The sequence below is a fragment of the Maribacter sp. BPC-D8 genome (assembly GCF_035207705.1).
Classification (GTDB): domain Bacteria; phylum Bacteroidota; class Bacteroidia; order Flavobacteriales; family Flavobacteriaceae; genus Maribacter.
Window position 1 is genome coordinate 4378082 of sequence record NZ_CP128187.1, and the last position, 23067, is coordinate 4401148.

General features: G+C 34.9%; 16 protein-coding genes. 4 read left to right on the plus strand and 12 right to left on the minus strand.

Going from position 1 to position 23067, the window contains the following annotated elements; all coding sequences use genetic code 11:
- Window positions 1–9 precede the first annotated feature (9 nt).
- Window positions 10–2571, plus strand: coding sequence for a circularly permuted type 2 ATP-grasp protein (locus QSV08_RS19240; RefSeq protein WP_324025316.1), 2562 nt, complete (start codon window positions 10–12; stop codon window positions 2569–2571).
- A 2-nt stretch (window positions 2572–2573) separates the two neighbouring features.
- Window positions 2574–3464, plus strand: a complete 891-nt coding sequence (locus QSV08_RS19245; RefSeq protein WP_324025317.1) for a transglutaminase family protein — start codon at window positions 2574–2576, stop codon at window positions 3462–3464.
- Here the strand turns inward: QSV08_RS19245 and QSV08_RS19250 are convergent, their stop codons facing one another.
- The 6 genes from QSV08_RS19250 to QSV08_RS19275 all read right to left on the minus strand — a co-directional run bounded on the left by QSV08_RS19250 (window position 3465) and on the right by QSV08_RS19275 (window position 9961).
- Window positions 3465–4187, minus strand: coding sequence for a hypothetical protein (locus tag QSV08_RS19250; protein ID WP_324025318.1), 723 nt, complete (start codon window positions 4185–4187; stop codon window positions 3465–3467).
- A gap of 206 nt (window positions 4188–4393) precedes the next feature.
- Window positions 4394–5059, minus strand: coding sequence for a response regulator (locus QSV08_RS19255; protein WP_324025319.1), 666 nt, complete (start codon window positions 5057–5059; stop codon window positions 4394–4396).
- Window positions 5060–5062: 3 nt separating this feature from the next.
- The gene (locus QSV08_RS19260; RefSeq protein WP_324025320.1) at window positions 5063–6724 is read right to left on the minus strand and encodes a tetratricopeptide repeat-containing sensor histidine kinase; all 1662 of its coding nucleotides are present in this window, start codon (window positions 6722–6724) and stop codon (window positions 5063–5065) included.
- Window positions 6725–6981: 257 nt separating this feature from the next.
- Window positions 6982–7650, minus strand: coding sequence for a bifunctional 4-hydroxy-2-oxoglutarate aldolase/2-dehydro-3-deoxy-phosphogluconate aldolase (locus QSV08_RS19265; protein ID WP_324025321.1), 669 nt, complete (start codon window positions 7648–7650; stop codon window positions 6982–6984).
- 8 nt (window positions 7651–7658) lie between these two features.
- Complete coding sequence (locus QSV08_RS19270; protein WP_324025322.1) at window positions 7659–8879, minus strand: 6-phosphofructokinase; 1221 nt, start codon at window positions 8877–8879, stop codon at window positions 7659–7661.
- Window positions 8880–8914: 35 nt separating this feature from the next.
- Window positions 8915–9961: a sugar kinase gene (locus tag QSV08_RS19275; RefSeq protein ID WP_324025323.1), complete on the minus strand. Its 1047-nt coding sequence runs from the start codon at window positions 9959–9961 to the stop codon at window positions 8915–8917.
- Between the two features lie 149 nt (window positions 9962–10110).
- Here QSV08_RS19275 and QSV08_RS19280 point away from each other — a divergent pair, with 149 nt between their 5' ends.
- Window positions 10111–11127 (plus strand): LacI family DNA-binding transcriptional regulator, encoded by a 1017-nt coding sequence (locus QSV08_RS19280; protein WP_324025324.1) that lies wholly within the window; start codon window positions 10111–10113, stop codon window positions 11125–11127.
- Between the two features lie 56 nt (window positions 11128–11183).
- Here the strand turns inward: QSV08_RS19280 and QSV08_RS19285 are convergent, their stop codons facing one another.
- The 5 genes from QSV08_RS19285 to QSV08_RS19305 all read right to left on the minus strand — a co-directional run bounded on the left by QSV08_RS19285 (window position 11184) and on the right by QSV08_RS19305 (window position 18995).
- Window positions 11184–11945, minus strand: a complete 762-nt coding sequence (locus QSV08_RS19285; RefSeq protein WP_324025325.1) for an SDR family NAD(P)-dependent oxidoreductase — start codon at window positions 11943–11945, stop codon at window positions 11184–11186.
- A 40-nt stretch (window positions 11946–11985) separates the two neighbouring features.
- Complete coding sequence (locus QSV08_RS19290) at window positions 11986–13275, minus strand: MFS transporter (protein WP_324025326.1); 1290 nt, start codon at window positions 13273–13275, stop codon at window positions 11986–11988.
- A gap of 123 nt (window positions 13276–13398) precedes the next feature.
- A complete protein-coding gene (locus QSV08_RS19295; protein WP_324025327.1) occupies window positions 13399–14100 on the minus strand; it encodes a FadR/GntR family transcriptional regulator in 702 nt (233 codons plus the stop codon).
- Between the two features lie 274 nt (window positions 14101–14374).
- Entirely contained in the window at window positions 14375–15970 is a 1596-nt protein-coding gene (locus QSV08_RS19300) for a RagB/SusD family nutrient uptake outer membrane protein (RefSeq protein WP_324025328.1), read from the minus strand.
- Window positions 15971–15995: 25 nt separating this feature from the next.
- Window positions 15996–18995: a SusC/RagA family TonB-linked outer membrane protein gene (locus tag QSV08_RS19305; protein ID WP_324025329.1), complete on the minus strand. Its 3000-nt coding sequence runs from the start codon at window positions 18993–18995 to the stop codon at window positions 15996–15998.
- 609 nt (window positions 18996–19604) lie between these two features.
- Here QSV08_RS19305 and QSV08_RS19310 point away from each other — a divergent pair.
- Entirely contained in the window at window positions 19605–20699 is a 1095-nt protein-coding gene (locus tag QSV08_RS19310; protein WP_324025330.1) for a type I phosphomannose isomerase catalytic subunit, read from the plus strand.
- Between the two features lie 44 nt (window positions 20700–20743).
- Here QSV08_RS19310 and QSV08_RS19315 read toward each other — a convergent pair whose 3' ends face one another.
- Window positions 20744–23062 carry a chondroitinase-B domain-containing protein gene (locus tag QSV08_RS19315; protein ID WP_324025331.1) on the minus strand — a complete coding sequence of 773 codons (2319 nt, stop codon included), beginning with the start codon at window positions 23060–23062 and terminating at the stop codon, window positions 20744–20746.
- Between the last annotated feature and the right edge of the window lie 5 nt (window positions 23063–23067).

Here is a 23067-nt window from a genome sequence, read left to right on the forward strand (position 1 = left end):
GAAGAGGTAATGCCAACAACAGAAACGCGATGGTTTAATAATTATGATACCCAAAAGGGCAATGATGAAATGTATTCATTGAACAATGGTATGAAACCCTATTGGAATAAATTATTAACCGAATTTGACACTTTAGGAATAACAGGATTAACCGCCCGCCAAAAAGATATTGACTGGTTGTTATCAGAAAACGGTGTCACTTATAATGTATATAATGACCCAAAAGGGTTGCACAGACCTTGGAACCTGAACGTGGTTCCTTTTATGTTGCACCAAGATGAATGGACAAAAGTAGAGGCAGGCTTAAAGCAAAGAGCAGAACTACTTAATTTGGTACTTAAAGATGTCTATGGCGAACGAAAGCTGATTAAAAATGGCATTGTGCCCTATGAAGTTATTTATGGTCACCGTGGTTTTCTAAGGCAATGTTCTGGTATGGAACTGAAACTAGAACAGTATCTATCAATTTATGCAGCAGATCTTTGTCGTGGTACAGATGGGCGTTTGTGGGTCGTAAATGATCGCACAGAAGCACCTTCAGGTATGGGGTATGCGTTAGAGAATAGATCTACCACAAGCAGAGTTCTGTCAGATATGTACGCTGAAATGAAGGTAAAGCGATTGTCTGGCTTCTTTCAAGAATTCAATCAAATGCTTATTGATGCGGCACCAGGTAAAAAAGAAAATCCGACAATTGTAATACTAACTCCCGGTTCACACAACGAAACCTATTTTGAACATGCCTATATGGCTTCGTTCTTAGGCTACCCGTTAGTTCAGGGTAATGATTTAGTAGTGCGAGATGGTTTTCTTTGGATGAAATCATTGCAAGGTTTAAAGCAGATAGATGTCGTTTTACGTAGAGTAGACGATGCTTTTACGGATCCTTTAGAATTGCGGGAAGATTCCCATTTGGGCGTTGCCGGATTGCTAGATGTAGTACGAAGAAAAAATGTATCTGTCATTAATCCTATTGGTAGCGGAGTAATTGAAAATCCGGGATTGATTCCGTTTATGCCTGCAATTGCAAAATATTTTTTGAAGGAAGAATTAAAACTACCTCAAATAGCGTCGTGGTGGTGTGGGCAAGAGAAAGAAAGAAACTATGTGCTAGAGCATATATCTGAATTGGTAATAAAGAGAATAGATCGCACCAATAGAGAGAGTATATACTTTTGCGAGCAAATGAGCGCTAAAGAATTAGAAGAGCTTAAAAAAGTTATTCTAGAGCGACCGTATCGTTTTGTAGCCCAAGAGCGTATAAATTTTTCAACCGCACCTAATCTTTCTAAAGATAAATTAGAACCTAGAAATGTGGTCGCTAGATCATTTTGTATAGCATCAAAAGGTGAATATTCAGTTATGCCTGGTGGTTTGGTACGAGTTGCACCCGATGGCGAAACTGTTAGGGTTTCAAACCAAAGAGGTGGTACTAGTAAAGATTTTTGGATATTAGATGATGCAGAAATAAAAGAAGATAAGAACAGGCATTGGCAGAAGAAATCATCGATAGCCATTTCTGGTCTTGATGATTTGCCAAGTTTAACAGCCGAGAATTTATATTGGGCAGGTCGTTATGTTGGTCGTACATTGGTAAATGCACGATTTTTACGTACTGTAATGCGCCAAATGGCAATAGTTCAGAATAGAGATGAAAAGCCAGATTCTGAGAAGCTTAAAGTATTGTTTAAAGCAGTTACGCAGTTAACGGGTACTTATCCTGGTTTTGTAGAAAAGGATAAGAACGGTAAGCTGGCGATGGACAATCCGTATGAAGAGATGTTGTCCGTCATTCTAGATAAAAACAGAATAGGTAGTTTGGCTCATACCATAAGTATGTTCAGTAATTCTTATTATTCCATTCGTAATCTGTGGTCATCAGATATGTGGCGTGTATTTGAAAATATTCAGAAACTATGGAATGGCTTGGTAGATGGCAAAGACCATTCAATCAATAAAATATTAAAAGTGTTGAATCAATTAATTACCCGCTTAATTGCATTTATGGGATTGATTGAAGAAAGCATTATGGTGCAACAAGGTTTGTTGTTATACTTTATCGGTTTGCAATTAGAGCAAAGCACCTTGAATATTACTAAATGCAGAGCCTTATTGACCATAAAATATGATGAGCAAGTAGAGTATGACCTGTTGGAATATTTATTGACCAGTCATGAAAGTTTAAATATATACCGATACAGTTACCGTTCTCATATAGAGTTGGCACATGTACTAGATTTGGTTGTATTAGATTTAGACTATGCACGTTCCTTGACCTTTATGATCAATAGAATTCAAAAGGATATTGCACGTTTGCCACATTCTAAGCATGACCATCAATTAAATAATTATCAAAAGTATATTTTCGAGGCATTCTCTAAGTTGAGGTTGGCAGAGTCTACAAAGTTGGCAATGACCAAGTCAGAAACAGATTTTAAAAGAGAAGATTTAGATACGCTTTTAGAGGAGCTTTCAGATTTGTTGTACAAGGCATCGCAGTCCATCTCTAATACCTATTTCAATCATACAGACAAGCAGACCCAATTGTTTACACAGTCTTTTCCTATTTGATTATGATATTCAACGTTACACATATTACTAAGTACGATTATAATGCTCCAGTAAGCTACTGTCATAATATAGCCACGCTGCGCCCGAGAGAATCTAAAGGGCAAGAGTTATTAGAATACAGTATTGATATTTCGCCAGAACCGGCAGAAATAAGTGAGCGAATAGATTTTTTCGGTAATTATATTACCCGTTTTTCTATACAGACAGAACATAGAACCTTAAAGGTTACTACTCGAAGTAAAATTAAAAGAGCTTATGCCAAGTTTCACGAATCGTTCAAGAGTGATGCCTGTAAGAGCATAACAATGAACGATGCGCTTGCGGCATTAAATGGCATGCACCCAGAAATTCTAGAGGCAAAGCAATATATACTAGAATCTATATTTATAAGAAGAACAGACAAGGCGATACGAGATTATGCCGAGGTTTCTTTTAAAGGGGATAGGTCTGTATTTGAAGCCGCTTACGAATTGATGCAACGTATTTATACAGATTTTGATTTTGATTCAGAATTCTCGACCATATCAACTCCTATAGAAGAGGTAATGAAAGAGAAGAAGGGTGTCTGTCAAGATTTTGCTCAAATTGCTATTGCTTGTATACGTTCTATTGGTTTACCAGCAAGATATATAAGTGGGTATATAGAAACATTACCTGCACCAGGTAAAAAGAAGTTGGTAGGTGCCGATGCATCGCATGCATGGTTTGCTATTTTTATACCAGGTTTTGGTTGGGTAGATTTTGACCCTACGAATAATCAAATACCCAAAGACCAGCATATTGTAGTAGGTTGGGGTAGAGATTATTATGATGTACCACCTTTAAAAGGAGTGGTGTATGGTAGTGGACAGAGTAAATTGCATGTATCGGTTGATATTGCTGCTGTAGATTAATTATTCTTCAAAAAAGAATTCATGTAGTTCAATTAAACTACCTCTTTTAATTTGAACTAAATCTCCGGTATCTTTTAGAAAAATTCCTAATGATTTTTCGTTATAAATAAATTTCATTTCATTCGAGTAATCGGTAACAACATACATGTCGCCAGAAAGCTGATAAAAGGGGATTGTCAGCTTGTTTTTAAGTCTAACACCTTTATTGACAATTCTTCCATTTTTGATAGTTGACTCAACCTCTGAGTTATTTGTTTCGCCAGATGCTACTTTTACATAAGAGACCATCATGTTTGTCCATTCCGATTGATCAATCAAGAACCATTTTATTTTATTAAAATCAATACCGTATTCATTGATCCATCCATGACTTGTAAAACCAAGTAAAACTTGCTTTTTTCCATCTAATTCTGGTTTGTCTGTTGGTACAAATTCCTGAATTTTAAAGGTGATGACAGATGCAGAAGACATATCCTTAAGTTTTTTGCCATCAAAATCTATTGTTTTTAATGAAAAGCTCGTAATGTTAGGGTTATTCGCTAGTAACCATTCTGTTGCAGTTAATTCAGCACGCTCTTTCATTTGCTCTACAGCAGCTACGCCTGCACCTATTGCTGCCAATGCGCCAACAGCACCAGCAACTGCTGCACCATTATCTTGAGCTTGATTTTTATTAGGAATTAAAATAGTAAGGATGAATAAAAGCAGAATTAATTTGCGCATAGTTATTAATAAGTGGTTGAATAAAAAAATAGGCCATACCCACCAAATCGGTTAGTTCCCCCGAAATACCTTTTCGGTAGGATGGCCATAGCATTAATGTTATAGATATTGACTAGTGTTTATTCTTATTTTTAAGTACGGCAAAATTAATACCATTCTATTAAAGAGCTTTACGGTTTTCCGTAATGTGATGTAATTTTCAGTTTTTAAATTAAACCAAGATCTTTCACAATAGCCACTAGGTGTATGGCATTATTGGCATTGAATTGAATACGCAATTTATTTAAACGTTTTTCAATAGAACTTAAGCTGGCAGGTGCTATATTTTCTTTTCTATATAAAGCACTAATTTCATCTTGGGATAATCCTTTACTTAAATGATCTAGAAGAGAAATATCGTAATCATCTATCTCTAGTTCATTTTCACTGCTAAAGGCATTAGCCACCTCAGGAGATAAAAAGGTATTGCCTTCGGCTATTTCATTGATAGCTTGGGTAAGATTTTTGAGTCCGTTTCTACTCTTACATACATAAGCATCAATATGATGTTGGTTAAATAAGGTTCTTACGGCTTGTAATCTATCTTCAACAGAATACACAATGACTTTTAATTCAGGAAACTCCGTTTTCAATTTTTCGACCAGCGAATGCCCAGAAGTGTAGGTTTGTGATCTGTGGTCTACTTTAAAAGATAGGTCAGAAATTACCAAATCAAAAGACTCACCATCTAGGTTGGCCCTTTTAACTTTTAAGTATGCATCATCACAATACTGTACTTGGTCTATTTGTGAAACCCCTAATTCGGTCAGTAATGAAAATACACCTTTGTTGATGTCTTCCATATCTTCCGCGATTAAAACTTTTTTGAACATGCGTTAAATTATTATTGATGCCTTAAAGCCATCACCTTGCTTAGATTCAAAATTAATAGTTCCATTTAAAGAAGCGATACGGGATTCCGTATGTTGGAGGCCATTTTTTTTAAAAAGATCACAACCCACCCCATTATCGCGGTAAATTATTTGAATTTTAGACCCTTCTTTTTTGAAAACTAGCGTAACAAATGATGCTTGACTATGCTTACGCATATTGGTCATAAGCTCTTGTAATACCCTATAAATAGCGGTTTTTTTATGTTCTGTCACAGTATTCCATGGCATTTTAGAAAGGTTGCGGGTAATCACATTAACCTTGTTGTTTTTGTAGCCAAGTAATAAATCATTTAATTGAAGATCAAAATCATTTTTTAGGTCAATAGCACTATTTTCTCTTGAAATATCTCTTGTTTTGGTATAAATCTTCTCCATTTCATCAATAACCTTGCTGTCAATAGTCGAATTATTTTCAAGAGAGGTCATCACTTTATACATGTCGTTAGCTACTTCGTCGTGTACTTTTTTGGCAATTCTGGTTTCTGTTTTATAGATTTCTTCAATTTTAGCTTTGCGGTATCTGTTGCGATAGATAAAGTAAGAACCAACTAAGATTAAAAAAATAATAAATGCCAGAGCTTGGTAAGCCAATCGCTTGCGAGATTCTATTTCTTGAAGTAATATGCTGGCTTGAGTTTTTTTCTGTTCTTCGGCAACATTGTATTTTAGAAATGCATTTTTATTTTCTGCTATTTGTTTGGCATTTGTAATACTATCGGTCAGCTTTTTGTATTCATGAAGTAAGGGATTTCTATCCATATTCATAAGCGTTGAAATAGCTTCAAGTTTAAAGGAACTGCTGTTAATTTTATCTGATAAGGCTAGCGCATTTTCTGCATATATTCTCGCTTTGGTAGTGTCTTTTTTATCGAGATAAAACTCGGCTAAATGGCTGTTACTCGAGTGTTGACCAATAAAGTCATTGTTTGTTTCGCGTAACTCTAATGCATTTTTCAAATTTTGTAAACCTTCAGGTAGATTTAATTTAGATTGTACTTGTCCTAAATTGTCTGCCACTAAAGCTAGTTCGTAGGTATTTAATTGTGCTTGCTTTTTATGTAGTAAAGTATAGATATCAAGTGCTTTGTTATACGCTAATTCGTCTTTATAGATATTGGCTTTATTATTAAGAATGATAACACTGTCCTTTAATTTGTTCGCTATATCTAAAGCTCTATTGTAAGTTTTTATGGCTTCGTCGGGGTTGTTAGCAGCTCTGTAAATTCGCCCAAGTTGGTTATATAGTCCTACTCTAGAATTAATCAAGGTGTCTTTGGTAGCCATCGATTCAATGATGTTCAAAGCTTCTACGACATGATTTTCGCTATTAAAGTTATTTCCTATTTTAAACTCTGCAATAGACAATAGTCTTAAATCATAAATGGCATTTAAGGTGTCGTTTAATTCTAAATCTTTCTCCTTCTTTTTGGTAAAAAAGTGAATGCCTGATGGTAGGTCATTTGGTTCGCTAGGGTTTACAATGGCATTGCGATAATAAATAGAATTATCAGAAGATGTTTGTGCTTTGACGCTTAAAGAAAAGCAAAATGCAATAGCGATGATATTGAAAAGATGCAGTATAAATGAAACCTTGTTATATTTCATTCCCCTAATGTAGAAACTTTTTAGTTATTATTTTTTGAATTAGAGCGTAGTTATTACTTCTATAAAATTATAACTCTTAATATGAATGAGTTAATTAGTAAGGAGAAGGGTCTTGATATTAGAACAAACAAAAAGAGCACCAAACTTCAGCGTAATGCTAAAGTTTAAATGCCCTTTTTCAACTAACAACTTAAATATGCACTTTTAAAAGGCGGCACTTTGTGAATGTAGAATTCACAAGGTGTTGCCTCTATACTTTATGAACGTAACTTTTTGATAGTAGCCAAAGTATTTTTTACCAAAGCTTCTAAACCAGCGTAATCTTTATTTGCTAAAATTTCTTTACTAATAAGTTTTGATCCCATACCAACACAAGTAACACCTGCATCGAACCAACCTTTAAGGTTAGCTTCGTCGGTACTAACACCGCCAGTAGGCATAATGCTTGTCCAAGGTTGAGGTCCTTTAATACCTTTTACAAATCCAGGTCCGTAAAGGTCACCAGGGAATAATTTTACAATCTCACAGCCCATTTCTTCGGCTTTGTTGATTTCGGTCAAAGATCCACAACCAGGAGACCATAAAACTTTTCTACGGTTACAAACAATTGCAATATCTTCTCTTAAAGAAGGGGTTACAATGAAATTTGCACCAATTTGCATATAGTATGAAGCAGCTGCAGCATCTGTAATAGATCCTACACCCATGATCATACCCGGTAAGTTTTTAATCGCGTATTTGTTCAATTCTGAAAACACTTCGAAAGCGAAATCTCCACGAGCGGTAAATTCCATTAAACGTGCGCCACCGTCGTAACAAGCTTGTAAAACCTTTTTACCTAACTCGATGTCTGGGTGATAAAATAACGGAACCATACCAGATTCCTTCATTACGTTTGCTACTTCTATTCTTGAATATTGTGCCATTTGTTTTTTTATTTCTCAGTTAAAATTTTGTTGAAATCGTAGTCCGAAGGGTTGTCTACATATTGTTTTGCATCCTCATAATCTTCTTCACCGATATAGAATAAGTTTTGAAAGCATAATTGAGCTAATTCTGAATTGATATCTACCAATCGAGGGGCGATTTTACCGTTCTCATCTTGAATTTCAGATAAGAATAACGGCGTAATTTCACCTCTAGAATTCGCAGTAACCATACAGCCACTTTTATCTTCGTCAAATAATTTTTTTACGCCAAGACCTAGAACCGTACATAAGGTAAGATCGAACCCAATAGGTCTACAACAGCGTAATTCGTAGCCTAGTTCAACAGGTCTACTTTTAATATCAATACCTAACTCTTTTAATTTTTTTTGAACGAGCATATTAAAAATATGCGCTTTACTAACATTTCCTAATTCTGGGTGCCCATGATCATCATAGGTGAATTTAATATCACACTTATTTAATTCTGAGTCTGGCATATTATGAAAAACCCCTTCACTAATTAATGCAACACCATAATTAATATTTTCAATTTTACGTTTGATCATTGAAGAGATGACCATTCTAACCACTTTGTCAAAAGTGATTGTAGTGCGGTCAAACATTTCTGGAATAATCATCATAGGGTAGTGGCAGCTAGCTGCAATACCAAATGCTAAATGACCTGCAGAACGCCCCATAGTAGACATTACAAACCAGTTTTGACTGGTACGAGCATCTTCATAGGTTGTATTACCAATACGCACACCTTCATCTTTTGCAGAATGAAACCCGAAAGTTGGGTTTCTATCTGGTAACGGTAAATCGTTATCAATGGTTTTAGGTACGTGAATGTTAGCAATTGAAATACCTTCTTTCTTCAAAAAACCTGTAATTCTGTTGGCAGTAGAAGCAGTGTCGTCACCACCAATACTGACCAACAGTTTTACATTATTATCAATAAACAGGTTAGTGTTTAGTTTTTCGTTTTTAGGTTTAAAACGGCTCATTATTAATGTTGAGCCACCTCTACTAAAAATCCTATCGGCATGGAAAAAATCGAATTCCTTGATTTGCGGATTTTCATCAAAAATTCCTTTAAAGCCTTCATGTAAACCTAGAACGCGATAATTGTCTTTCAAGAAAGCCTTTGCTACGGTACTGATCACGGTATTTATACCAGGTGCAGGTCCGCCACCACAAAGAATTAAAACAGATTTTTTCGACATTTTTGGTTTTTAGAAGTTCTAAAGCAATTTTCTAATTATCTAGCAACTCTACCAGAAGCATCACCACCCATTAGTTTCTCTACTTCAGAAACTGTTACAAGGTTGGCATCTCCTTTAATAGTATGCTTTAAACAAGATGCAGCTACTGCAAAGTCAAGTGCATTCTGATCATCTTCTGGGTATTTTAACAATCCGTAGATCAAACCACCCATGAAAGAATCACCACCACCAACACGGTCAACGATATCTGTAATTTGGTATTGACGAGTTTCGTACATTTTAGTACCATCCCATAATACACCTGCCCATGTGTTGTGAGATGCAGAAATAGAACCTCTTAAGGTTGTAATTACTTTTTTAGCTTTCGGGAATTTCTTCATCATTTGCTTACAAACAGACAAGAAAGCTTCCGCTTTTACATCAGCACCATCTTTATGAACATCAAGTCCTTCAGGGTGAATACCAAAGTGCTTTTCAGCATCTTCTTCGTTACCTAAAATTACATCACAGTATTCAGTTAAACCAGACATAATTTTTTCTCTATGAGCTTCATCACAGAATGTCCAAAGTTTAGCTCTATAATTTAAATCGGTAGAAATAGTAATTCCTTTTGCGCTAGCAGCTTTTACAGCTTCTAAACAAACATCTGCAGCTCCTTGAGAAATTGCAGGTGTAATACCCGTCCAATGAAACCATTCTACTCCTTCAAAAACAGCATCCCAATCGATCATGCCAGATTTAATTTCAGCAATGGCAGAATGTGCTCTATCGTAAACAACTTTACTACCTCTAGATACTGCACCAGTTTCTAAGAAATAGATACCTAAACGATCGCCACCGTAAACAATTTTATCTACACCAACACCTCTTTTACGCATTTCCATCATTGCACACTCACCAATATCATTCTTAGGCAAACGTGTTACGAAATCTACAGGAATGCCATAATTAGCTAAAGAAACAGCTACGTTAGATTCGCCACCACCGTAAATAGCATCAAATCTATTTGCTTGTGAAAATCTTAAAAATCCTTCTGGAGCTAAGCGAAGCATTATTTCGCCGAATGTTACTACTTTTTTCATGTGAATATTAAGTTTAATATATACTGATTTATCGTTTGTTTAATCGATTAACCACTTTGAGTAAAAAATAACCAAAACAGACATTCTTTGTTAAAGATAATTAAAGTCTTACTTTTGGTTAATCGATTAAACAAATATATACAAAGTAATTGAATAAAAAAAGAACAACTTTAAAAGACATTGCCAATGTTTTAGGTATTTCAACTGCAGCTGTTTCGAAAGCTTTAAATGATGATGCGCGTATAAGCGTAAAAACTAAAAAAGCCGTAAAGCAGGTTGCTAAAGAGTTGAACTATCAACCTAATCATTTGGCAAGTGCACTAAGAAAAGGGAAGAGTAAATTGGTTGGCGTTATAGTACCTAGAACTAATAGTCATTTCTTCTCTTCGGTGGTCGAGAGCATGGAGGGTGTTCTGAATAAAGCTGGTTATAATATTATCATAACACAGTCTAACGAATCATTTGAAAAGGAGTGCAACAATATAGATACGCTTCTATATTTACAGGTAGATGGTATTATTGCTTCGATGGCAAATGAAACGGTAGATTTATCATACTATGAAAAAATAAAGTCTAACGGAATTCCATTAATTCTGTTCGATAGGGGAGAGAATGATTTGAATGTAGATTATGTGGGGATTAACGATTATGATAGTAGTCATATGATTATAGCCCATTTAGTAACACAGGGTTGTAAACGCATTGCCCATATAGGCGGATACCGTAGAACCCGAATATTTAATAACAGAATACGTGGGTATATAGATGCGATTAAAAAGCACGATTTGCCACATGATGATGAGTTATTAATTGAAAGTAGTTTGACATTAGAAGATGGCAGAAAACAAATTGAAAACTTATTAGCTTTAAAAAATAGACCAGATGCCGTTTATGTGGCGAGTGATTATGCAGCGTTGGGTGCGTTACAAGTTTTAAAGGAGAAAAATATCAAGGTACCCGAAGAGATAAAATTGGTAGGTTTTGGAAATGAACCGTTTACTTCTTTGGTAACGCCGTCTATTACAAGTATAAGTCAGCATAGTGATAAAATAGGAAAACTAGCGGCAGATACTTTTTTAAGTTATGTCGATAAAGATGTAGTGAAACAATCTTTGAATAAAATTATATTAGATTCACAACTGATCATACGAGATTCGTCTAAATAGAAAAAGCGTTATTGTAAGATTATAATAACGCTTTTTTTATAAATAATTTCTATGTACTAGATACCTAAAGCCTGTCCACCACCAATTTGGATAGTTTCAGCAGTAATGAAAGCTGCATCTTTACCTGCAAGGAAAGAAACAACACCTGCAACATCACCAGGTTGACCTAATCTACCTAACATAATGTTATTTGCCCATGAAGCAAAAACTTCTGGTTTAGTAGCTTTAATCTGTGCGTGGAAAGGAGTATCGATAGTACCAGGAGATACTGCGTTTACTCTAATACCATATTCAGCAAGATCTTTAGCCAATGCTCTAGTTATTGCATTAACACCAGCTTTAGAAGTACCGTAGATACCTGCACCTGGTCCACCAGCTGTCCAAGCTGCGTTAGATGTATAGTTGATTATAGATGGGTGCTCACCTTTTTTAAGGTAAGGGATAGCTGCTCTTGAAGCAAAGAAAGTTGAATCAAGGTTCAATGCCATTACCGATCTGTAAAATTCAGTAGTCATTTCTTCGAAACGAGATCTACCACCTAGTCCACCTGCATTGTTTACAAGGGTATCAATTTTACCATACTTGTCACCAATAGCTTTGATGTTTTTAGTTACCGCTTCTTCATTAGTAACATCAAACCCTAAGTACTCAGCGGTAATACCTTCTGCAGTAAGTTCTTTGATTCTTTTTGCACCAGCTGCGTCATTTATACCATTCAATATAACGGTGAATCCGTCTTGTCCTAATCTTTTAGCAACTTCAAATCCGATTCCTCCAGTTGCTCCTGTAATTACTGCTACTTTTCCTTCTGTACTCATGATATAATTTATTTTAATCTATTCTTAATTCAGTTTATTATTACTTTTTAATGTTGGGTATATATTTTTGTACGGGTTCCACTTTTTTGATTAAAATCAAAATCGCGAGAACACCTAAAACTACTGCTATACAAATAGCGATAAATGCAGGGGTGTATGAGCTGGTTGTAATCTTGCCTACAAACCAATTCATGATCATTGGTGATACTGCGGCTACCGTTCCTGCCATACCTGCAAGAGTACCTACAGATGGTCCGCTAAACATATCACTAGATAGTGTTTGAATGTTACCAATTGCGAACTGGAAACCAAATAGGGCTAGACCTGCAAGATATATGAAGGTCATAAAGTTATCTTCTTTTACTAGCGTTATGATGCCGACAAAGCCCATAAGAATTAGAATGGCGCCAAAGACAATGGTCGCTTTTCGTGAAATATCTACAGAATACTTTTTCATTAATTCGCCGCAAACCATACCGCCTGCAATACTACCGACAGCCGCCATTAGGTAAGTTATCCACATCGTATTGGCAATCTGTTCAATACTCAAACCAAATTTATTATTTAGATAAATTGGCATCCATGCAGCGAAGAACCACCAAATTGGCTCAATGAAAAATCTACAAAGTAAAATACCCCATGACTCTTTGTAGCTAAGAATTGCGCCAACGCTAAGGCTCTTTCTTTTAACACCTGTATCTTCTTCCTCAATTCTATCAGATAGAATTAATTTTCTCTCCTCATCTGTAACCCAAGGGTGTTTTTCTGGTGTAGATTTATTTAAGAATAACCAAGGAATAACCCAAAGTAAACCAACAGCACCTAAAATGATGTAGGTAGTTTTCCATCCAAATTGAGCGTATAGAAATACGATTATAAAAGGTGCAATAACATTACCAATAGAAGCACCAGCATTAAATATACCTTGCGCAATGGCTCGTTCTTTTACAGGAAACCATTCTCCATTACTTTTTACCGCACCAGGCCAGTTACCTGCTTCACCTAAACCAAGCGCACCTCTAAATATAGATAGAGAAACGATACCACCTGCAAAGGCATGTAATACCGAGGCTACAGACCAAATGATAATAGAAACGGTAAAACCAAGTCTTGTTCCTATTTGGTCATATAATTTTCCTGAAGCAAATTTACCAATGGCATAGGCTGCAAGAAAGATATTGAACATAAATGCGTAATCAGCTTTGTCCATTCCTAAATCTTTACCCATCTCTGGCCAAAGCAAAGCGAATGCTGTTCTATCAATATAATTTATGACAGTTGCTATAAAAATAAGCACAATAATCCACCATCTTAATCCTTTAATTTTCATAATTCAGTGCTTTTTTTGGTTTAGTTAGTTGTTGAAAATAAGTAGTATTGAGTTATTTTAATAATCTATAAAACTTCTTATTTTTATCGGTTGGTTAATCGAGATGCTATCTTACTTTATCTCTTATAAGTTGTAACAATATTTATACAGTTCAACAAAATGATCTTTCATCATTTGCTTTGCTTTCTGTGTATTTTGTTCTTTAATAGCTTCAAAAATATCTTGATGCTCTTTCAATCTTTTTTCACTCTGGTTTTTATCGCAGACGTGGTATTTTTCAAAATTGTTAATGATCTCTGGCGTAATAATCAACATCATTCTATTAATGGTACTGTTACCGCATGCCTGAGCAATTGCTAAGTGAAAAAGTAAATCTTCTTGAACAGCGTCTTCTTTGTTCAATACTTTTTCTTTGAAAGCCTCTAATGCCGATTCCATTGATTTTAAATCGTCATCGGTTCTTCTTTTTGCTGCTAGTCTAACTGTTTTTAGTTCTAACAGAATTCTTGTTTCAACCAGTGATTTAAAATCAGGGTCTTCTAGTCTAAGAATATCATCCATCATACCGTTCATGGCTACTTGCCCAATATCGGCTACGAATGTTCCACTTTGTGGTTTCGATTTTAAAATACCGTAGAATTCTAGTTTTTGAATTGCTTCACGAACATTACTTCTACTAACTTCAAATTTTTCTGAGAGCATACGCTCAGAGGGTAATTTGTCGCCTGGTTCAAGATTCTTGTTGATTATTAAATCTCGAATATTGGCAATAATAATATTGTGAAGTTCTTTGTGTTCATTTTTTGTAAGAATCTCTAGCTTCATAAATCACGTTTTATTATTGAAATAAATTGGTTAACCAGATTGGTTTATCAAATTTATAAAAATAACTGTGTTATCAAATTATTCAAGACCTTAATATTAAAATCTTCACTTAAAATATTGATTATGAAAGATTGCTGACCCGCTTAACAAGCCAGCAATCTTAAAAACAACTAACTCAAACAACTTTCTTTAAACAATGCTTTAATTTTTAATATCGATATATTCTATTAGCTAATTCATGAATTTACAGATAGTAAAAATTAAAGCTTATAACTTAATACCCTGGGTTTTGTGTTAGGTTAGGGTTTATTATTATTTCAGATTGAGGAATAGGGAATAAATAATCTTTGGCAGGGTCAAAAGATTTTGGACCAGGTCCAACTCCAGATTCTGTAGAAACTTCTGACTCTAGGCCATCAGCTCCAAAAACATCATTTCCTAATTTTCTTCTAGCGATATCGTACCATCTTTTCATTTCGTAAGCAAATTCTAACCTACGCTCATCTAAGATTCGAGTTCTAAAATCATCTTGAGATAGTCCTGAAAAATCTGCAGGAACTGCACTAGGTGCAATTGTTACTTCAGCACCATTTGCCCAAGAAACACCACCAGCTCTAGATCTTTCCATTACTCTATTTACCCACATTTCAGCATCAGAAGATTGTCCTAATTCATTTGCAGCTTCAGCACCAATCATTAATACCTCTGCATAACGCATCATCATATAGTTAGAGTGTGATGATCTACCATTACCATCTTGTTGAGGTAATTTACTTGCCATACGAGTGTATTTACCAACATGTGGTCTATTTACAGCTCTACCGTCAGCATCTGTAAAATTTGTGTAAGGCACAACTTCATCTCCTTGAACAGCGGTAGCATCGAAAGTAACTGCTTTTCTGTAATCTAAATCATCCCAAGAGGTAAATACTTTGAGAGCAGGAACCTCTACAGACCATCCGCCTCCCATATCATATTGATCATCTGATCTAATACCAGTAAAAGCTACTTGATAATCTCTACCTTGGTCTCCGTCAGAAACACCAGTAAAATCTAAAACAAAGATTGGTTCTAAAGACTGGTCGATTTTAATAGCATCGTATAAGTCTTGAAAATTTGGCTCTAAACCTAAGTTATAAGTTCCTTCGTTATTTATGATTTCTTTAGCTTCATCATAAGAATTTTGCCATTCTTCTAAAGTTAAATACACCAATGCTAAGTAAGCGCTAGCTGCTGATTTAGCAGGTATAGCTCTTGAAGATTGAGTGTTAGGTAAATTAGCTTTAGCAAACTCAAAATCAGCAATAATACTTTCATATACTGTAGCAGCAGGAGTTCTTTCTGCAACTGCAGCTTCTGATAATATTGTTGTATCATCTAAATAAGGGATATCACCAAATTGTCTTACTAAATGAAAATAAGCGAATGCTCTTGCAAAACGAGCTCTAGCTATTACTTCGTTTCTTTCTGCTTCATCAACATCAGTTAATGAAAGACCAGATTTTATTGCTTCGTTAGCAGCACCAATAATTTGGTATACTTTAGGCCAGTATACGTTAGAACCACCAGCAATAAGTCCGTTATCTGCTTGAACGGTAAAGTTGTCATGATCAATTCTTTCTTGAGCACCTGTTCTACCTATAGCCATCATGTCGCTACGAAACATAAGTGCCTGAGTCATTTCTCTAGACATAAAGTTTCTGTGTACCATGTGTGCGTAAGAACCAGCAACGAAACCTTCTACTTCTGTTAAGCTTAAGGCACTGAAATAACTATCTGGACTTAATTCGGTAATTGGGTCTTCTTCTAAATCTGAGCATCCTACGATTGTTAATCCAATCAATAAGAATAAATATTTATATGTTTTCATTATATATATGTTTTTAAATTATTGATTAAAATTTTAAGTTAAGTGCAAAGTTTACAGATCTAACAGTTGGGTAGTTACCAAAATCATGACCTTGAACAACGTTACCAGAACCTGTACTTCCACCACCGCTACCAAAGTAACTTACTTCAGGATCTAGACCTGAATAGTTAGTGAAAGTCAATAAGTTTTGTGCACTTACTGAAATTCTTAGATTATCCATTCCTAATTTTTCAACAATATCAATTGGGAAAGTATAACCTAAAGCAATATTCTTTAATCTAATGTAGCTACCATCTTCAACAAATCTAGAAGAGATTTCTCTATCTCTAATTTTATTAGAAGGTATGTTAGAGTCTGTATTTGTAGGAGACCAAGCATTGAATGCATCTGATATTGTATTAGAATCTCCATTAAACAACTGAACATTAGTAAGATTTAAGATTTCGCCACCTTGAGAACCTTGAAAGAAGATATTTAAATCTAAGTTTTTGTATCTAAAGTTGTTTGTGAAACCAAATGTGAAATCAGGATTCGGGTCACCCATAATAGTTTGGTCACCTGTATCAATTTCACCACTACCATCTACATCTCTGAATAAAGGATCACCTGCTTCAGAGAAACCACCTTTAAGTGCTGTACCTGCTGGTAAATCTCCACCTTGGTAAACACCTTGGTAATCAAGACCCCAGAATAAGCCAATCGCTTCACCTTCTCTTAAGATATAAGTGTCTTTACCTGAGAAATAACCAGGAGCCGCACTGTCAATGATATCACCATTGTTTAGTGTTATAACTTCATTTTTATTAGTGGCTATGTTAAAATCTGTAGTCCAGCTAAAGTTTTCTTTACTGATATTTCTAGTGCTTAAAGTAACTTCAAAACCTTTGTTATTGATTTCACCAACATTAGAGAATACTTCTAAATCAACAGCACCACTATAAGCAGGTGATGTTGCTGTTTCTAATAAAAGATCTTTCGTGTCAATATTATAGTAATCAAGTGAAAGAGAAATTTTGTTGTTTAATAACCCTAAATCAACACCAATGTTTGTCTGGTAAGAAGATTCCCATTTTAAATCAGGATTAGCTTCTTGAGCAACAGAAACTGAAGGAGCTGTTTCGATAGCTGTTGCAGGTGTTACTGCTAATTCAGCTAGAGATTGGTAAGGAGAAATTGCTTGGTTACCTGTTACACCGTAACTAGCTCTTAACTTTAAATTAGAAATAGTTTCGCTATTTTTTAAGAAGTCTTCATTTGAAACTTTCCAACCTATAGCACCTGAAGGGAAAATAGCATACTTTTCATTTTCAGCAAAGTTAGATGCACCATCACGTCTTACTGTAGCAGTTAATAAATATTTATCGTCATATTCATAGTTCAATCTACCAAATTGAGATTGAATTTCAGATTCTGAAATTGATGAAGTAACTCTTCGTGTTTGAACTTCACCAGCAGCTAAGTTGTAAAATAAGAAATCATCAGAAAGAAGCTCTTGTGTAAGTGCAGAAAATCTAACTGTATTTGTTTTCTGATAAGAGTAACCTCCTAATAAAGTTAAATTACCTTTTCCTATTTCAGCGTTATACGTTAAATAGTTTTCACTTAAAAGGTTTGTTGTTCTTCTATTTGCTAAGCTTGCAAAACCTGTTGAAAGTTGAAAAGTTTGTGGCTTAAAAGAACCAACAGTTTCGTTAAGCGTACTATAACCAAATGTTGTTTTAAAAGCAAGGTTATCTAAAATATCATAATTCGCATAGAGATTTGTTCTATATCTATCAACTTTAGTTTCGTTTACCAATTCATTTGCAACAGCCCAAGGGTTTTCAACACCATCACCAACAGAGTTTTGAGTGAAATCGCCATCTTCGTCATATATACCTCTATCAGGAGCAAATCTAAATGCCAATGAAATAACATCATCACCACCACCATTAGCAGTTTCACCAGTTGACTGTGTAAGTACACCATTTTTAGTATCTCTACTTCCAAAAAGATTCATACCTAATTTTAACTTGTCAGTTACCTGAGCATCAATATTAGATAAGAAAGTCATTTTTTCGAAATCAGAATTAGTAACAATACCTTCTTGCTTAAAATAGTTAGCTGAAGCGTAGAAATTAATATTTTCGCTACCACCAGAGAAAGAAAATTGGTGATTAGCAGTACTACCTGTTTTGTAAATAACATCTTGCCAGTCAGTATTTGCTGATCCTTGCTCGTAAGCAGGGTTTATAATTTGTTGGTATCTAGCAAATTCATCTGCATTTAATAAATCTAATCTGTTAGCAGTACTTTGAACAGAATAAGCAGTGTTTACTTCAACAGAAATTTTACCAGTTCTACCTTTTTTAGTAGTAACCAATACAACACCACCAGAACCTCTAGAACCGTAAATAGCAGTTGCAGAAGCATCTTTTAATACTTCAATAGATTCAATGTCATTTGGTTGTGGCATTGTTGCGCCAACGAAACCATCAACAACTACTAATGGACCACTACTTGCTCCAATAGAAGTATTACCCCTTACTCTAATAGCGATTGGGGCACCTGGTTCACCACCATTGTTAGACTGAACAACAACACCTGCTGCACGACCTTGAAGTGCTTGTTCTGCACTTGCTAATGGAAATGCATTTAATTCTTCAGATTTAACTGAAGAAACAGAACCAGTAATGTCACTTTTCTTTTGAGAACCGTAACCTACTACAACCACCTCTTCAAGTTGACTTGCATCTTCGGCAAGAACAACGTTTAAAGTTTGTTGACCTGTAATGTTAACTGCTTTAGTAGCGTATCCTATAGAAGAGAACTCTAAAACATCTCCATTAGAAACTGTAATAGAGAAATTACCGTCAAAATCTGTAGAAGTACCTGTTGTTGTATTTTGTATAACAACATTTGCACCTGGTACTGGCATACTAGTATCATCTATTACTGTACCGGTCAGGTTATATCCGTCTTGTGCGAACAATGATATGTTGAATAACAACATCATCAATAATCCTAATTTTGTTTTTAAATTCATTTGTAGTCTTGTTATGTTAATTTAAGTTCGACTTGTTAAAGTCTGATTAAAGCATTCTAAAATGAAAATTGAGTTATATTTCATTTTTAGTCTGTTACACTTTTTAATTCTCTTATAGAACTTTGTGTAAACAGTTTAATAATATTCTTAGCTAAGAATAAGATATTTTGACAACTGTTTTAATGTGTTTTTAGTCATTGAGTTTGAATTAAAATTAAGTTCGATAATAATTTGAGTGAAATATTATTTTGGTTTTCCAAACTGGTTATCCAATTTGGTTTACCAAATATATGTTATTTATTCGTTAAAAAAAGAGAATTTTACATTTTAACAACTTTGTGGTTCGGTAAATTTTTGAATTCCTCTTTTAAGTACTATGAATATTGAGGATATGGTATTTTGTTAACAAATAAAGTATTTTTTCGAATGGATATTTTTAAGCTATTTAGAACATTTTTTTGTCTAAAATTCATATATAAATTGCTAGATTTGAGCGGTTTTCCTCTCTAGATTTTCAATTATTTTTTATTACTGGATGTAAAAAATGAATTCAACTTTTTGATTTTCATTGACTTTCGATGATTTTAATTGAACATAAAACACAGCATTATGATGAACGATTTTGAGCAATACGCATATATACCTTTAAAACAATTTTCTAACAGAGTGTGGCGAACTTATGAAGGAGGAGCACTAATTGATAAGTGGAAAAAAGATGCGCCAGAAGTAGATGGTAGCATGCCAGAAGAGTGGATTATGTCTACCGTAACTGCAAGGGGTAATGGAAGACCGGAAAACGAAGGACTCTCTCTTGTTGAAACTCCGTCGGGTACACATTCCTTAAAAGAATTGGTGGCCTCGAACAAAGAATTGTACCTAGGTAAAGCATTGGCAGATAAATTTGGCACTACAGGAGTCTTGATAAAAATGCTCGATTCTAAAGAAAGACTAACGATACAGGTGCACCCAGATAAAGAGTATGCCAAGACAATGCTGAATTCCACTTTTGGGAAAACCGAGTCATGGTACGTTTTGAATAAGCGTGAAATAAATGGCGAGAAAAGTGTCATTTATATGGGCTTTAAAGAAGGTGTTACAAAAGCGCAATGGGAAACGCTTTTTACAAATCAAGATATTGAGGGTATGCTTAATAGTCTTCATAAGATAGAAGTAAACCCAGGTGATGCATACATGATATATGGTGGAGTACCACATGCTATTGGTAGTGGTTGTTTTTTAATGGAAGTTCAGGAGCCTACAGATTATACCATGCGTGTAGAGAAAGTTACTCCTGCGGGATTGACAATTTCTGATGAATTAATACACCAAGGGGTAGGGGAGCAAAATATGCTAGATTGTTTTCATTACGATGGTTGTTCTTATGAAGAGGCATTGAAAAGATGGAAGGTGTCGCCTAAAACAATAGATACATCTGATACGCATACATTGAATACGATTTTCAATGAAACACATACCGATTGTTTTGGTCTAAGTGAACTAGATTTAAATGGGTCACATAACATTAAGGCAAATGGAAGCTTTTTTGTAGCTGTTATTTACTTTGGTGAAGGCACTATAGTATGTGGTGGTAAAGAATATAGCTTTGCCCAAGGTGATGAAATATTCTTTTCTGCAGCAATAGATGAAGTGGAATTTAAGTCTACTATAGCATCGAAAATCTTATTATGTTATCCGCCAAAATAATGTATTTCTTATAATTTATATAGCAGTAGAAACTAGGAATTCTCTTAGTATAGAATTTTTAGTTTCTGCTGTTCTTCCACTTTAATTTCACCAGAATTTATAGTTGAATTATTCTCGTGATGATTATTCTTTTCTCCCCATAAAAGAGCTGCATAACTAACAGGATTGTTCTTGAAAGTGTTATCTGCAATTAGCACGTTGATGATACCTTTGGTTTTTAATAGGATATCACTTTTTTCATTCTTTCCACAATTGGTAAAACTGCTATTTTTTATTGTCAAATAACCGCCAATAGTAGATTCATCATAACCACCTCTATAGAAATCAATAACATTCTGCCCAATATTGTCAAATGCACAATTATCAATTGTAACCATTTCGGCATTGTAGTCCCCCTTTTCATCGGCAGCGAGAACTATACCGTTTAAGCAATTATTGAAAGCAGTATTTTTCAATGAAATACTATTGGCAAAAGAACCTTTATAAGCTTTTAAGATAAAGGCGAAATCGGTTATTTCACAATCTTCTAAGTCCAAATCATAGGCAGATGACATATTGGTTTTTAATGGTGCAAAGGCAATCTGGTTATCTAAGCCTTTTATTATAATATGTTCTAATCTTAAATTTCCGGTAGGCTTCATTTTAAAAGCCACGCTATCTTTATCATTCGTGAATATTAATTGAGCTTTAGTGGTAGCGTCTTTTGAACGTATGGTGATACTTTTGTCTATAGCTAACGGAGCATTTAATTGATAGACTGCATCGGTTAATTCTATGATGTCGCCACTATGAGCCTGTTGAATATTTTTAGCAAGTTCGCCTTGCGCAGCAGTAGCTTTTATTATTTGAGGTTCATAAACTTCTTCTTCGGGTGAGAACCAGTCTGGTCCGTACTTTTTCTTTTCAATTACAAACTTTTTGGCTGCTGAAAGGTCGATAATAGCACCAGGGCTATTTTTATCACTTCGTAAAGTACCAAAAAGATCCTTATCAATTTTAGCAAAATCGAATCCGTTATACACCATTTTTGAAATACTGTCTTTAAAATCTGTAGGAGCCAAGAGCCATTCATTAATTTGCTCCATTTTTACTTCTCCGTTTTGTAGTACATCATATTCTGAATAGACAGATCCATCATTGTCAATAATATTATTTTTAAATAAAATGCCCTCCATTTCACTGTGGTTAATAACAGGTTTTTTATCAGCTTTCGAATTATAGATAAGATTGTTCGCAACAATAGATCGTATAGGTGGTGCAGAGCGAATTTCACTCGCAGGTAACACACTGGCGCTTTCTAGGTTTTGACCTATACCAATTTGCCAAGGCGATGTACAATCTATCCAAGTATTAAAAGCGACCACAATATCTGATACTTGTAAGTATCTGTTTAAAGGTGTCATGGGTATACCATTCATTATTGCAAGTGGCGACCTAAATTCTTCTCCTTTAATTTTATAGAAATAGTTATTGGTGATCCAATGTCCCGCGTTTACAACTCTAATGCCGCCATAGAATTCAGAATCATCACCGCCAATGAAAATGTTGCCATTTACTTTGGCGTAATTGCTATGTCGTAATACTAAAGAACCTTCAGATTTGTAAAAGATATTATGATTGAAAGAATTGAAATTTGTCTTGTCGGATATGATTTCAACCTCACCATTACAAGCTTCAAAATAATTATCAGATACATTTACATAGCCTGGTGAAAAACGGGTTTTACTATCACCGATACGAATGGTCTCACCTCTCGGACCTCCTTTTCTAGGGCGTGGTCCAAAATAATTGTTTACAATTTGATGGTGATTATCGATATGTTGGTTGCCTGTAAAAAATACTCTTAACGTTTCTCCGTCATTAGATTTGCCGGATATATAATTATGGTCGAATTGGTTGTGTTTACCGTAAAGCTCTATCCAACGGTCATTGGTATACCTATTCAGTTGATTAAAATCTTTTATTACGGTATTGGTTACTCGGCAATGATTGGCAACGCTATCTTCGTTGATCATAAAGCGAATAATAGCACCGTTAGGGGAGTAGCCATTTCTAAAGTAGAGATTGCTGACGTTTAAATAGGCTCCGCCTAGTTCTAGAAATGAATTGCCTTCTAGAAATACTTTGCCAGGTGATTCTGCGCTAATGGTAATTGGTTCTTTTTCTGTACCATGACCGTAGAATTTTATGGCAGCATCTTTCCATATACCATCGGCTAATAAAATATTGTCCCCAGGAGTAGCTTTCGATATTGCTGTGTTTAATTCGGAAATGTCATTAACAACAAGACCTTTTTTAGAGGTATTTTCTGTACAAGAAGCTAGTGCAATAATAACCGTAATCGCTAGTAGAATATTCTTCATAAAAG

Coding starts and splice junctions, on each gene's coding strand:
- QSV08_RS19240 (WP_324025316.1), top strand. CDS start 10: ATGCCAACAACAGAAACGCGATGGTTTAATAATTATGATACCCAAAAG.
- QSV08_RS19250 (WP_324025318.1), bottom strand. CDS start 4,187: ATGCGCAAATTAATTCTGCTTTTATTCATCCTTACTATTTTAATTCCT.
- QSV08_RS19265 (WP_324025321.1), bottom strand. CDS start 7,650: ATGGCACAATATTCAAGAATAGAAGTAGCAAACGTAATGAAGGAATCT.
- QSV08_RS19310 (WP_324025330.1), top strand. CDS start 19,605: ATGATGAACGATTTTGAGCAATACGCATATATACCTTTAAAACAATTT.
- QSV08_RS19300 (WP_324025328.1), bottom strand. CDS start 15,970: ATGAAAACATATAAATATTTATTCTTATTGATTGGATTAACAATCGTA.
- QSV08_RS19295 (WP_324025327.1), bottom strand. CDS start 14,100: ATGAAGCTAGAGATTCTTACAAAAAATGAACACAAAGAACTTCACAAT.
- QSV08_RS19270 (WP_324025322.1), bottom strand. CDS start 8,879: ATGTCGAAAAAATCTGTTTTAATTCTTTGTGGTGGCGGACCTGCACCT.
- QSV08_RS19275 (WP_324025323.1), bottom strand. CDS start 9,961: ATGAAAAAAGTAGTAACATTCGGCGAAATAATGCTTCGCTTAGCTCCA.
- QSV08_RS19260 (WP_324025320.1), bottom strand. CDS start 6,724: ATGAAATATAACAAGGTTTCATTTATACTGCATCTTTTCAATATCATC.
- QSV08_RS19315 (WP_324025331.1), bottom strand. CDS start 23,062: ATGAAGAATATTCTACTAGCGATTACGGTTATTATTGCACTAGCTTCT.
- QSV08_RS19285 (WP_324025325.1), bottom strand. CDS start 11,945: ATGAGTACAGAAGGAAAAGTAGCAGTAATTACAGGAGCAACTGGAGGA.
- QSV08_RS19290 (WP_324025326.1), bottom strand. CDS start 13,275: ATGAAAATTAAAGGATTAAGATGGTGGATTATTGTGCTTATTTTTATA.
- QSV08_RS19255 (WP_324025319.1), bottom strand. CDS start 5,059: ATGTTCAAAAAAGTTTTAATCGCGGAAGATATGGAAGACATCAACAAA.
- QSV08_RS19305 (WP_324025329.1), bottom strand. CDS start 18,995: ATGAATTTAAAAACAAAATTAGGATTATTGATGATGTTGTTATTCAAC.
- QSV08_RS19245 (WP_324025317.1), top strand. CDS start 2,574: ATGATATTCAACGTTACACATATTACTAAGTACGATTATAATGCTCCA.